Below are 12,004 nucleotides of genomic sequence, written 5' to 3' on the forward strand. Positions count from 1 at the left end.
ATGTGAATTTTAGGTATGATTGATGGTCGCTGTAAGAGCGGGGAAGGGTGTGATTTTGAGCAAGCAGGACGCTATCGAGCTCGAGGGCAAGGTCGTCGAGCCACTGCCCAACGCGATGTTCAACGTTGAGCTTGAGAACGGCAAGACCATTCTCTGCACCATCTCGGGGAAGATCAGGATGAACTACATCCGCATCCTCCCCGGCGACCGGGTCGTCGTGGAGATCTCTCCCTACGACCTCACGAGGGGGCGCATCACCTACCGCTACAAGTAGGGTCCCCATATACAGCCTGGGATATTCACGCCAGCGGCTGGGCGAGGAGATAGGTTCGTATCAGCACTAACCGGAAGGAAAGTCTCATGAAGGTACGTCCTTCGGTCAAGAAGATGTGCGACAAGTGCAAGATCATTCGTCGCCACGGCAAGGTCTACGTCATCTGCGAGAACCCGCGCCACAAGCAGCGTCAGGGCTAAGGAAGGAGCTCCAAGTTGGCCCGTATTAACGGCGTCGACCTGCCGCGCGACAAGCGCGTCGAGGTCGGACTCACCTACGTCTACGGCATCGGCCAGACCCGCGCCACCAAGATTTGCGCGGAGACCGGTGTGAACCCCGACACCCGCGTCAAGGACCTCACCGAGGACGAGGTCACGAAGATTCGTGACTTCATCGACGCGAACTACACCACCGAGGGCGACCTTCGCCGCGAGGTGCGTCAGAACACCGCCCGCCTGATGGAGATTGGCTGCTACCGCGGCCTCCGTCACCGCAAGGGCCTCCCTGTCCACGGTCAGCGCACCCACACCAACGCTCGCACCCGCAAGGGCAAGAAGCGTCAGATCGGTGCCAAGAAGAGGGGCTAGGGAGTAGACAATGCCGCAGAAGAAGAACCAGCGCACCACGCGCGTGCGCCGCTCCGAGCGCAAGAACATCGCCGTGGGCCAGGCCCACATCAAGAGCACGTTCAACAACACGATCGTCTCGATCACCGACCCCCAGGGCAACGTGATCTCCTGGCAGTCCGGCGGCACCGTCGGCTTCAAGGGCTCCCGCAAGTCCACGCCGTTCGCCGCGCAGCTCGCCGCCGAGGCCGCCGCGAAGGCGGCCATGGAGCACGGCCTGCACAAGGTCGCCGTCTTCGTGAAGGGTCCCGGCTCCGGCCGCGAGACCGCCATCCGCTCCCTCCAGGCCGCCGGCCTCGAGGTTTCGGGCATCCAGGACAAGACCCCCATCGCGCACAACGGCTGCCGTCTGAGCAAGCGTCGTCGCGTGTAGCTAGGAGGAGTATCAATGGCTATCGATAGGACCCCGGTCCTCAAGAGGTGCCGCCAGCTCGGCATCGACCCCGTTGTGATGGGTATCAACAAGACCTCCAACCGCGAGCCCAAGCGTCGTCGCCGCCAGGAGAGCGAGTACGGCATCCAGCTCCGCGAGAAGCAGAAGGCCAAGTTCATCTACGGCGTTCTCGAGAAGCAGTTCCACGGCTACTACGAGAAGGCCCTCAAGCTCGAGGGCATCACCGGCGACAACCTGATGGCCCTTCTCGAGCGCCGTCTTGACAACGTCGTATTCCGCCTCGGCTTCGCTCGCACCCGCAAGGAGGCCCGTCAGACCGTCCGTCACGGCCACATCACTGTGAACGGCCGTCGCGTCGACATCCCCTCCTTCCATGTGAAGGCCGGCGACGTCGTCGCCGTGGCCGACAAGGCCAAGGACCTTCTCCCCATCAAGGAGGCCCTCATCTCCTCCGAGCACATGGCGGTTCCCGCCTGGCTCGAGGTTGACATCGAGAAGCTCAAGGGCACCGTCCTCCAGCTCCCCACGCGCGATCAGATCGACCTTGACATCGACGCGCAGCTGATCGTCGAGCTCTACTCCAAGTAAGCCCGGCCAGATTTGGAGGTAGCAATGTCCGAATTCATCCGACCGCAGGTGTCGGTAGAGGAGATCAGCGAGAACCTCGCCCGCGTGAGCGCCGAGCCGCTCGAGCGTGGCTATGGCGACACGCTTGGCAACTCCCTCCGTCGCGTCCTGCTCTCGTCGCTGTCTGGCGCGGCCGTGGAGGCCATCCAGATCGACGGCGTGCAGCATGAGTTCACGACCGTCGACGGCGTCTACGAGGACGTCACCGACATCGTGCTCAACGTCAAGGGCCTGGTCTTCCGCTCCATGGGGACTGGCGACGAGGCCGAGGCGTCCCTGTCCGTCGATGGCCCGATGACCGTCACGGGCGGCGACTTTGACATCCCGGCCGAGTTCGAGCTCGTCAACCCGGACCACGTCATCTGCACACTCGGCGCGGGCGCCCACCTCACCATGAAGATGCGCGTCGGCGTCGGCCGCGGCTACGTGTCCGGCGAGGACAACGAGCGCGAGAGCGACCCGATCGGCATCATTCACGTCGACTCGCTCTACTCGCCCGTCAAGCGTTGCGCCAAGGCCGTCGAGGCCTGCCGCGTCGGCCGCCACACCGACTACGACCGTCTCGTGCTCGAGGTGGAGACCAACGGCTCCATCTCCCCGCGTGATGCCGTCGTTGAGGCCGCCAACATCATCAACCAGCACATGACCGCGTTCATGAGCCTGACTGATGAGGACGAGCCGGTCGAGGATGCCTCCATCTTCGCCACGGGCACCGTCGAGGACAACGTCGAGCTCGACAAGCAGATTGAGGACCTGGACCTCTCCGTCCGCTCCTACAACTGCCTCAAGCGCGCCGGCATCCACTCCGTGCGCCAGCTCGTGGAGTTCTCCGAGAACGACCTTCTCAACATCAGAAACTTTGGCGTCAAGTCCATCGAGGAAGTCAAGGACAAGCTCGAGACCATGGGCCTGTCCCTCAAGGCCTAGGCGCGCCGGATTTAGGAGAAGCAAGAAATGCGACACAACAAGAAGAGGGGCATGAAGCTCGGCACCGACGCCAGCCACACCAAGGCAATGAAGAAGAGCCTCATCCGTGCCCTGTTTGAGAACGACCGCATCAAGACCCTCGACCAGCGCGCCAAGGCCGTCCGCGGCGACGTTGACAAGGTCATCACCTGGGCGAAGAAGGGCGACATCGCCAGCCGTCGTCTCGCGATCGCCAAGGTGGGCGACAAGGAGCTCGTCCGCGAGGTCTTCGAGAAGGCCGCCCAGGGCATGTGGGCCGACCGCAACGGCGGCTACACGCGCATCATGAAGCTCGGCCCCCGCAAGGGCGACGCCGCCGAGGTCGTTATTCTCGAGCTCGTGACCGAGCCCGTCACGCCCAAGGCCGCGCCCAAGGCCAAGGTCACCAAGGTCGAGGCCGCCCCGGTCGAGGAGCCCAAGGCCGAGGAGGCCGCTCCCGCCGAGGAGAAGGACGCCGAGTAGCGTTCCTGGCAAAGATGGTACCTTCGAGCCCCGGCCCTGCCGGGGCTCTTTGCATGCAGGGGCACGACGAGCCCTGAGGGGCGCAAGCGGGAGGTGGGCACGTGATCGAGCTACACGACGTGGGGTTCTCCTACGGCAACGCGGATGTTCTGCGCGGCGTCTCGCTCGTCGTGCGTCCCGGGGAGCGCGTCGTGCTCCTCGGGAGGAACGGGTCTGGCAAGTCGACCCTCTCCCGGCTCATGAACGGCTCGCTGTTGGCCTGCTCCGGCGAGGTGGTCGTTGATGGCATCACGTCTGCCCCCGAGACGAGAGGGGCAATCGCCGCGGCTGTCGGCTACGTGCGCCAGGACCCCAGGAATCAGATCGTGAGCCCCCTCGTGCGGGATGAGGTCGAGTTTGGCCCACGAAACCTCGGTCTGCCCTGCGAGGAGGTGCGGGCGCGCGCCGAGGGTGCGCTCGCGGCATGCGGGCTCGAGGCCCTACGCCTCCGCATGACCGACGAGCTCTCGGGGGGCCAGCAGCAGCTCCTCTCGCTAGCAGGCGTTCTTGCGATGAGCCCGCGCTACCTTGTGCTCGATGAGGTTGGGTCCCATCTTGACGAGGCGGCGCGCACCGCCATCGCCGGCCTCGTGCGCGGCCTCATGCGCGGGGGGACGGGCGTGCTCGAGGTGGCGCACGGGCCTGAGGCGCTCTTCGGCGCCTCGCGCGCCGTCGTGCTTGAGGGGGGCCGCATCGCCTGGGAGGGGCGCCCTGAGGACCTGCTGCGCTCAGAGCGCGCCCTTCGGGCGAGCGGGCTTTCCGATGACCCGCTCACGGCCCCTCTGGTCGAGCTCGTGACTCGCGGTGGCATGCTGGGGGAGAGCCCGGATCCCGCCGCGCTCGCCGACGTGCTGACGGTACGGGATGCCTCGCGCGAGGGGGTCGGACGCCCCGAGCGGCACCGGCTCAGCCTCGAGCGTGCAAGCGTCAGCTATGGCGGCCTCGCCGCGCTTGACGGCGTCACCTTTTCCTGCTCGGGCGTTACCCTCCTGCTCGGAGCGTCTGGGTCGGGCAAGACGACGGCGGCGCGAGTGCTCGCCGGCGTGCTCGCGCCCGATGAAGGAGAGGCGTCGCTTGACGGGGCGCCCGTGCGCGCGGGGGAGGTAGGCCTCTCCTTCCAGCGTCCCGAGGATCAGCTCTTTGCCGATACGGTCCTCGAGGACCTCTCCTTCGCCCCGCGCATGCTCGGCCTGCGCCACAGGGAGGCTGATGCGCGCGCCCGCGATGCGGCGGAGCGCCTGGGGGTGACGGAGGACCTGCTCGATCGCTCGCCCTTCGAGCTCTCGGGCGGCCAGATGCGACGCGTCGCCCTTGCCGGCGTCCTGGCGGCGCACCCGCGCGCCTGCGTCCTCGACGAGCCGTCGGCCGGCCTTGACGCCCCTGCCCGGCGCTCGCTGCGCGAGCTCGTCTCATCGCTCGCTCGTGAGGGGGTGGCGACGCTCGTGGTGACCCACGATGCGGCGGAGTGGCTTGACGTTGCGGATGACGTGGTCCTTCTCGCCGGCGGGCGCGTCGTCGCGCGGGTCGGGGCGGAGGAGGCCGCGCGCTCGCCCGAGCTCTTCCGCGCGGCGGGGATGGAGCCTCCGCTTCTGGTCCGCGCGCGAGCGATGGCGTGGGGGGAGCGCAATGCGTAGGACGTTCGCCCCGGGGGCGTATCGACCGGGCGCGACGCCCGTGCACGGGATCGATGTCCGGGTGAAGATCGTGTCGCTGCTCGTGGCGTCGGCGGCGGCCTTTGCCGCGCCCGCCCCGAGGGGGCTTGCCGTCGTGGCGGCAGGGCTTCTTGTGGCGCTCGCCGCAAGCGGGACCTCGCCGCGGCGCGTGCTCGAGGCGCTCCGGCCGGCGCTCGTCATCCTGGGGGTGTCGCTTCTGGCGAACGGCATCGTGCTCGTGGGGCAGCCCGGCATTTCGGCGGAGGGCCTCGTGCGCTCGGCCACGGCCATCGCGAGGATCGTGATCGTGGTGGGCCTTGCGCTCGTGTTCTCGTCAACCACGATGCCGCCCGCCATTGCCGACGGTATGGCGGCGCTCATGGCACCCCTCGCCCGGCTGGGCGTGCCCGTGGGCGGCCTGTCGATGGCCGTGTCGGTCGCCCTGCGCTTCATCCCGCTCGCCTCCGAGGAGGTCGAGCGGATCAGGTGCGCGCAGCGGGCGCGCGGCGCGAGGCTTGACGAGGGGGGCGTCATCAGGCGTCTCTCGGGCTGGGGGCAGGTGCTCGTTCCGCTCGTCGTGAGCCTCTTCCGACGCGCCGACGAGCTTGCCGCCGCGATGGAGGATCGCTGCTTCACGGGCGAGCAGACCTCGATGCGGGGCCGCCTTTCTTACGGCGACGTCGCGGTTCTTCTCGGCGTGGTGGCGTGGTCGGCGTGCGCGCTGCTTGCCTAGGGCGCACGGCGCCCCTGGTCGCAGCGGCGCCTTCGCGGCCATGCTACCCTTGCATGAGGGAGGAAAGGAGACCCATGTCAGACGGCGGCACCCTCGTCATACGGCTCGGCTACCGCGGCGCGGAGTTTGCCGGCTTCGCCGAGCAGCCCGGCGTCGTCAGGACCGTCGCGGGCGAGCTGCGGCGTGCGCTCGAGACCGCGCTTCGCCGTCCCTGCGAGCTCGTCTGCGCCGGCAGGACCGATGCTGGCGTCCATGCGCTCTCGCAGTACGTGAGCGTGCCCGTGACGGGCGAGGAGCTCGCGCTTCCGGGCGGGAGGCTCGTCCGCTCGCTCGTGGCGCTCACCCCGGACGACGTCTCCATCCGGGGCATCTACCGGGCCCCCGCGGGCTTCTCGGCTCGCTTTGACGCCGTGAGCCGCAGCTATCGGTATCGAATCGCCACAACGGAGGCGCGCCCCGTGCTCGCATGGGACCACGCATGGTGGTATCGGGGGTGGCTCGACGTCGATGCCATGGCGCTCGCGGCGCGGCCCCTGCTCGGCGAGCATGACTTCAGGAGCTTCTGCAAGGCCTCCTCGGCCGTTGACAAGCCGACTTGCCGCTACGTGTCCGCGCTCGACGTGTCGCGGGTCGAGGAGGCCGGCGAGGAGCTCGTCGCGATCGACGTGACCGGAAACGCCTTTCTTCACAACATGGTTCGCACCATCGCCGGGACGCTCGTCGAGGTGGGGCGGGGGCACCGCGACCCGTCCTGGGTCGAGGGCGTGCTCGCGGCGCGCGAGCGCACGGCGGCCGGCCCCTGCGCCCCCGCGAAAGGACTGACCTTCGTCGGGGTAGAATACCCCGAGCTAACTCTGACGCCCTGGGAATAGCATCCTTCGGGCGCATGCCTGTTTGGAGGATGTCGTGGAGCTTATCGTTCACGTGCTCGAGCACAGCTTCTGGGACACGCTCGAGCTGGTTCCCTTCCTGCTCGTCACCTACCTCGCGATGGAGGCGATAGAGCACTCGGCGGGGGCGCGCGTGCAGGCCGCCGTCGAGCGGTCCGGCAAGGCGGGCCCCGTCGTGGGGGCGGTCTTGGGGGCGCTCCCGCAGTGCGGGTTCTCCGCGATGGCGGCGACGCTCTACGCGGGGCGCGTGGTCACGGCGGGAACGCTCGTCGCGGTGATCCTTTCGACCTCGGACGAGATGGTGCCCGTGTTCCTGGCGCACCAGGAGCCCCTGACGCGCATGCTCTCGATTGTGGGGGCCAAGGTGGCCGCGGGCATCGTGGTGGGGCTGCTCGTGGACGTGGCGCTGCGCCTCAGGCACCGTGGGGGGAACGGGCGCCTGCACATCCACGAGCTCTGCGAGCGCGAGCACTGCCACTGCGACGACGGCGACCACGATCACGGCCATGGGCACGGCCATGGCAGGTGGGCCATCCTGCGCTCCGCGCTCGTCCACACGGTTCAGGTGACCTTCTTCATCTACGTGGTGACCTTCGCCTTTGGCCTGCTGATCGAGCTGGTGGGGCAAGACGCCCTCGGCGCGCTTCTTGCCAACCATCCCGTGCGGGCGACATTCCTCGCGGCGCTCGTGGGGCTCATCCCCAACTGCGGGGCGAGCGTGGCGATCACCGAGCTGTATCTCGACGGCGTTCTCAGCGCGGGGCCCATGCTCGCGGGGCTTCTCGCATCGGGCGGCGTTGGCCTGCTCGTGCTCTGGCGCACCAACGCCGACGTGCGTCAGAACGCGGCGATCACGGCCTTCGTGTACGTGGTCGCGGTGGTGATTGGCCTTGTGGCGGGGGCCTCGGGTATCCTGTTGTAGATTGGGGTCGCGCGAGAAGGGGAGACGAGGGCCATGCCGATGCGAAAGAGGGAGCGCTTCGAGAGGACCGACGTTCCTGAGGGAGGCCCGTACCGAAACGTGATCGGCGCCGTCGTGTGCGTGGTTGCGCTCGCTGCCGCCGCCCTGATAGTCCACTTCGTCTGGGAGCGCGTGACCCTCGAGAGCCGCCTTGGCGACGTCGGGCTCTCGGACTCCCTCTCCTCCCAGTCCGCCTCGGACGTCACCGAGGGGACCTCCTACGTCGCCTCGGCGGACGACCATGAGACCGTCCTTCTCCTCACGGCGGACGACCTTGAGGCCGGCGCGCTCTCGGCCGTCAGGATCCTCGACGTCAACCGCACCCAGGGTACTGCCGTGCTCGCCAACGTACCGGTGACGACGAGGGTGACCTCGGGCGAGACGGCCTCCTCCGTGGCTGACCTCTTTGCCGCTTCCGGGGGTTCCGCATGCGTCGCGCCGCTGTCCCAGGCGACGGGGGCCACTTTCGACCATGTGGTCGTGGCGACGGGCGACGTCGTGGAGGAGGCGGCGGCCATTGCGGGGACGGGCGCGTCCGATCTTGTGCGCTCGGCCTCCGACCTGCTCTCCAAGATGCGGACGGACATGGACGCGACGGATCTTCTCGCCCTCGCCGAGGCGCTCTCCTCCATCGGGACTGCCAACATTGCCGTGTCGGAGGCGCCGGTCGCGCCGGAGACCGTCACGGACGAGGCGGGCAACGCCGTCGAGACGGGGCTGCAGGTCGTCGACCGCGCGCAGCTCTGCGCCGCGCTCGGCCTCATCGTCCCGGCGGCGTAGGGCCAGGCCGCCGCGCGGCGGCCGGGCGCACGCGCGCGGCGCCATCACTGTGCTCATTTTGCCAAGGCTTTCTACGTGCGTTCAGCTGCGCGTCTGTGCCTGATACCCTAGGTTTTGTGGTCTGGCACGTTGCCCCGTGGCGGGGCAGAAGGACGCGGGCATGACGCATTACACGCCGACATCGCCGAAGGTCTCGGTGCTCATGGTGTCCCATGACGCCGAGAAGACCGTGCGACGTGCCGTGGAGAGCCTCCAGAACCAGACCTTTGGGAACTTCGAGCTCATCGTTGTGGATGCCGGGTCGACCGATGAGACGGCGCGCCTGCTCTCGGCGCTTGCGGACCGGGACATGCGCGTCTCGGTGGCGCAGGCGGGGGAGTGCGGGCGCCAGGATGCCCTCAACCTCGCGCTCGATCGCGCCCGCGGCGACTACCTGCTCGTCTTTGACGCTGACGGCTGGGCTGACCCGACGATGCTCGAGGAGCTCGCGGACCGGGCGGAGTCGGGCTCGCTTGAACTTGTCATCGGCGGGTTCTCGCTCTCGCTCTCCATCGGCGGAGGTCGCTCGGCGCGCGCCGAGGTCTCCTCGGAGGCGCGCACCTTTCCCACGCAGCATGACTTTCGCTCCTACGCCTGGAAGCTCCTCGCGGAGGGGCAGCTCCTCCCCGCAAGCGGCAAGCTCTTCTCGCGCGCGCTCGTCGAGCGAAGCGGCGCGCGCTTCTCGCAGGGGAGCGGGTCAGACCACTCCTTCGTGACGCGCTGCCTCGCCGAGGTCGAGCGGGTCGCCGTGGTCGCTGGCGCCCGCTACCACGTCTCCCGGGGCATCCCGCACGGCCCCCGGGACGTCGTGGACGGCTATCGGCGGCTCGAGGAGGAGCACGCCGCCCTTCTCGCCCTCTACGAGAGCTGGGGGCTCGACGGGGACGCCGCGAGCGTCGAGGCGATTCAGGACCGCTATATCGAGCAGCTCATGGACTGCGTCGAGCGCATCTGCGGGAGGGGGAGCCGCATGGGCTCCGCCGACCAGCGCCGCCTGGTGGCGCAGATGATCGACACCGACCGCGCCCAGGTGGCGGCGAGCGTTGCCCGCCCGCGGGGCAGCGCGGCTCGGGCCATGCTCGCCCCCATACGGGCGCGGAACATCCCCCTCGTGTGCGCGCAGACGCGCCTGATTTCCCTCATTCGACCCGGAATTGCGGACGTCACCCCTGATCTCTTTGTATAGAATGATTCCAGGTTACGTACGAAACTCGGAGGAATCATGCTCACGCCCCGCACGCAGCGCATAAAGGACGCCCTCTTCGCCCGCCCGCGCCGAATATCGCTCGAGCGGGCGCTCCTCTATCGGGAGAGCTACCTCGAGACCGAGGGCGAGCCGGTGGTCATGCGCCGAGCGCTGGCGTTCAGGCGCGTGCTCGAGCGTCACAGGATCGTCATCGACGGGGACGACCTGCTCGTGGGCAACCGGACGGAAGAGCCGCGCTCCGGCGTGGTCTCGCCCGAGATGTCCCCGTACTGGATCCTCGACGAGCTCGACGAGTTTCCCGTGCGTCCCCAGGACACGTTCGACGTGTCCGAGGAGGACAAGCGGACCTATCGGGAGGTGCTCTACCCCTTCTGGGCGGGTCGCTCGCTCAACGACTGGTACGTGGCTCACCGGCCGGACGAGGTGGGGGCCGCCGAGAAGGACCGGGTCTTCGCCGTGGCGCAGACGGACAAGGGGCAGGGGCACATCATCGCGGACATCGGAGAGGTGCTCGACCGCGGGCTCGGGGCCCTTCTCGCCGAGGTGGAGGAGCGCCGCGACGCCGCGCCCGAAAATGACTTCCTCCGGGCGGGCGCCCTGTGCGTGCGCGCCGTCATCGACTACGTTCGCCGGTATGAGCGCATCGTGCGCGAGGCGTCCGAGGGCCGCCCGGTCGCGGACCCAAACGCCTTCGTCGCGCCCGCCTCGACGCCGGGGCGTGCCCGCGAGCTTGCCCGGATGGCGGACGTGCTCGCCCACGTGGCGACGGAGCCCTGCCGAGACCTCTACGACGCCCTCCAGCTCGCCTGGCTTCTCTGCGTGGCGCTGCAGCACGAGTCAAACGCGAGCTCCATCTCCCTGGGGCGCATGGACCAGTACCTGCTGCCGTACTACCGCGCGAGCGTCGAGGCAGGAGCGGCCGAGGGGGAGATGCGCGAGCTCCTGCAGTGCTTCTACCTCAAGACCAACACGGTCGTCTTTGTGCGCTCCACGGACAGCGCGCGCTTCTTCGCGGGCTTCCCCACGGGCTACAACCTCGTCGTGGGCGGCGTGGACGCCGAGGGGCGCGACGCCGCGAACGAGCTCTCGCTCCTGCTGCTCGACCTCCAGCGGGACACGCGCCTGCCGCAGCCCAATCTGAGCGTGCGCCTGCACGCGGGCTCGCCCGACGCGCTGCTCCGCAAGGCGGCCGAGGTCATCCGCCTGGGCGACGGCCTGCCGCAGTGCTTCAACGACGAGGTGAACGTCGAGTCCTTCACCCGCCGCGGCGTGACGCTCGCCGACGCGCGCGACTACGCCGTCGTGGGCTGCGTGGAGCTCTCCATCCCCGGGCGCATGTACGGCCTGCACGACATCTGCATGTTCAACATGGTGCGCTGCATGGAGCTGGCCATGCGCTCCCACCCGGAGGGCTTCGAGGACTTCGAGGCGCTCGTGCGCGAGGTCGAGGCCACCATCGACCACTACGTGTCCCTCATGGTGCGCGGCTGCAACGTGTGCGACGAGGCACACCGCGCGACCTCGCCCACCCCGCTGCTCTCCGTGCTCGTGCACGACTCGCTCGAGCGCGGCGCCGACATCACGTCCGGCGGCGCCCGCTACAACCCCTCGGGCGTGCAGGGCGTGGGCACCGCAAACCTGGCCGACTCGCTCTACGTGGTCAAGCGGGCCATCTTCGAGGAGGGCGCGCTCACCTGGGCGCAGCTGCTCGAGATGCTTGAGCGTGACTGGCAGGGCGCGGGCGACGAGGTGTGGCGCCAGCGCTTCATAAACCGCTACGAGAAGTACGGGAACGACGTTGACGAGGTCGACCGGATCGGGCGGCGCGTTCTCACGCACTATGGCGAGGAGGTCGCCCGGTACGAGAACGCGCGCGGCGGGCGCTTCCAGCCGGGCAGCTACACGGTTTCCGCCCACATCCCGCTCGGTGCGGCCGTGGGGGCCACCCCCGACGGACGTCGCGCCGGCGAGCAGCTCGCGGACGGCGGCCTCTCGCCCATGGTGGGGCGCGACAAGAGCGGCCCCACGGCGAGCCTGCTGTCCGTCTCCAAGCTCGAGAACGTGCTCGACACCAACGGGTCGCTCCTCAACGTCAAGTTCTCGCCGTCCACGCTCGAGGGCGAGGCAGGCCTCGCGCGGCTCGTGGCATACCTGCGCGCCTTCTGCCGGCTCAAGATCCAGCACATCCAGTTCAACGTCGTCGACCGGGCCACGCTGCTTGACGCTCAGGCCCACCCCGAGAACCACCGTGACCTCGTGGTGCGCGTCGCGGGCTACTCAGCGATGTTCGTCGAGCTTGCCAGGGCGATCCAGGACGACATCATCAACCGCACCGAGCATGAGCTTTCCTGACA

The 12,004-nt window shown here is 68.5% G+C and carries 14 protein-coding genes; all 14 read left to right on the forward strand.

Annotated features, from left to right (window positions below):
- Window positions 1–55: 55 nt before the first annotated feature.
- The 14 genes from infA to BQ7391_RS03235 all read left to right on the forward strand — a co-directional run bounded on the left by infA (window position 56) and on the right by BQ7391_RS03235 (window position 12,002).
- Window positions 56–274: a translation initiation factor IF-1 gene (infA, locus tag BQ7391_RS03170; RefSeq protein WP_072374229.1), complete on the forward strand. Its 219-nt coding sequence runs from the start codon at window positions 56–58 to the stop codon at window positions 272–274.
- Between the two features lie 86 nt (window positions 275–360).
- The gene (rpmJ, locus tag BQ7391_RS03175) at window positions 361–474 is read left to right on the forward strand and encodes a 50S ribosomal protein L36 (RefSeq protein WP_013252436.1); all 114 of its coding nucleotides are present in this window, start codon (window positions 361–363) and stop codon (window positions 472–474) included.
- A 15-nt stretch (window positions 475–489) separates the two neighbouring features.
- Window positions 490–861: a 30S ribosomal protein S13 gene (gene rpsM, locus BQ7391_RS03180; protein WP_075279273.1), complete on the forward strand. Its 372-nt coding sequence runs from the start codon at window positions 490–492 to the stop codon at window positions 859–861.
- Between the two features lie 10 nt (window positions 862–871).
- Window positions 872–1,273, forward strand: a complete 402-nt coding sequence (gene rpsK, locus BQ7391_RS03185; protein ID WP_075279274.1) for a 30S ribosomal protein S11 — start codon at window positions 872–874, stop codon at window positions 1,271–1,273.
- Between the two features lie 15 nt (window positions 1,274–1,288).
- Window positions 1,289–1,882: a 30S ribosomal protein S4 gene (gene rpsD, locus BQ7391_RS03190; RefSeq protein WP_075279275.1), complete on the forward strand. Its 594-nt coding sequence runs from the start codon at window positions 1,289–1,291 to the stop codon at window positions 1,880–1,882.
- A 24-nt stretch (window positions 1,883–1,906) separates the two neighbouring features.
- Window positions 1,907–2,848, forward strand: a complete 942-nt coding sequence (locus BQ7391_RS03195; RefSeq protein ID WP_075279276.1) for a DNA-directed RNA polymerase subunit alpha — start codon at window positions 1,907–1,909, stop codon at window positions 2,846–2,848.
- Window positions 2,849–2,875: 27 nt separating this feature from the next.
- Entirely contained in the window at window positions 2,876–3,349 is a 474-nt protein-coding gene (rplQ, locus tag BQ7391_RS03200; protein ID WP_075279277.1) for a 50S ribosomal protein L17, read from the forward strand.
- Between the two features lie 101 nt (window positions 3,350–3,450).
- Window positions 3,451–5,022, forward strand: coding sequence for an ABC transporter ATP-binding protein (locus BQ7391_RS03205; protein ID WP_075279278.1), 1,572 nt, complete (start codon window positions 3,451–3,453; stop codon window positions 5,020–5,022).
- A complete protein-coding gene (locus BQ7391_RS03210; protein ID WP_075279279.1) occupies window positions 5,015–5,773 on the forward strand; it encodes an energy-coupling factor transporter transmembrane component T family protein in 759 nt (252 codons plus the stop codon). The genes BQ7391_RS03205 and BQ7391_RS03210 overlap by 8 nt, the downstream gene beginning before the upstream one ends.
- 74 nt (window positions 5,774–5,847) lie before the next feature.
- On the forward strand, window positions 5,848–6,645 hold the full coding sequence (truA, locus tag BQ7391_RS03215) for a tRNA pseudouridine(38-40) synthase TruA (RefSeq protein ID WP_235858608.1): 798 nt from the start codon (window positions 5,848–5,850) through the stop codon (window positions 6,643–6,645).
- A 34-nt stretch (window positions 6,646–6,679) separates the two neighbouring features.
- The gene (locus tag BQ7391_RS03220; protein WP_216628539.1) at window positions 6,680–7,585 is read left to right on the forward strand and encodes a putative manganese transporter; all 906 of its coding nucleotides are present in this window, start codon (window positions 6,680–6,682) and stop codon (window positions 7,583–7,585) included.
- Between the two features lie 33 nt (window positions 7,586–7,618).
- Window positions 7,619–8,404 (forward strand): hypothetical protein, encoded by a 786-nt coding sequence (locus tag BQ7391_RS03225; protein WP_083662066.1) that lies wholly within the window; start codon window positions 7,619–7,621, stop codon window positions 8,402–8,404.
- Between the two features lie 160 nt (window positions 8,405–8,564).
- The gene (locus tag BQ7391_RS03230; protein ID WP_075279282.1) at window positions 8,565–9,629 is read left to right on the forward strand and encodes a glycosyltransferase family 2 protein; all 1,065 of its coding nucleotides are present in this window, start codon (window positions 8,565–8,567) and stop codon (window positions 9,627–9,629) included.
- 36 nt (window positions 9,630–9,665) lie between these two features.
- Entirely contained in the window at window positions 9,666–12,002 is a 2,337-nt protein-coding gene (locus BQ7391_RS03235) for a formate C-acetyltransferase/glycerol dehydratase family glycyl radical enzyme (protein WP_075279283.1), read from the forward strand.
- The last annotated feature ends 2 nt before the right edge of the window (window positions 12,003–12,004 follow it).

This window comes from Thermophilibacter provencensis (assembly GCF_900128445.1).
Classification (GTDB): Bacteria; Actinomycetota; Coriobacteriia; order Coriobacteriales; family Atopobiaceae; genus Thermophilibacter; species Thermophilibacter provencensis.